Here is a 268-nt window from a genome sequence, read left to right on the forward strand (position 1 = left end):
CTTCAATTCAATCTGTGTTGTTAGCATGGTATCTCTCCTTTTGCTATTTTTTTCAACAAAAAAATCACTACCCTAATCTTTTTAAACAAGTGAACTGGCTGTTAAATTAGTTAAAATCCCTTTCAATTTTTGCTCTTCCTCCGGGGTCAATCCTAAACGCGGATGGCGTGCCGGACCGCCTGCCTGGCCAAGCAGATCCATAGCCCGCTTGACAATTTGTACATATTTTCCGGAACCTTCAAGGAATGCACAAAGCGGTAAAATACGG

1 pseudogene is annotated in these 268 nt (G+C 41.8%); it reads right to left on the bottom strand.

Annotated features, from left to right (window positions below):
* Positions 1 to 81 precede the first annotated feature (81 nt).
* A pseudogene (locus RYX56_RS22745) lies at positions 82 to 268 on the bottom strand (dihydrodipicolinate synthase family protein); the annotation flags it as partial.

The organism is Alkalihalophilus lindianensis (assembly GCF_032843265.1).
GTDB classification, from domain to species: Bacteria; Bacillota; Bacilli; order Bacillales; family Bacillaceae_D; genus Alkalihalophilus; species Alkalihalophilus lindianensis.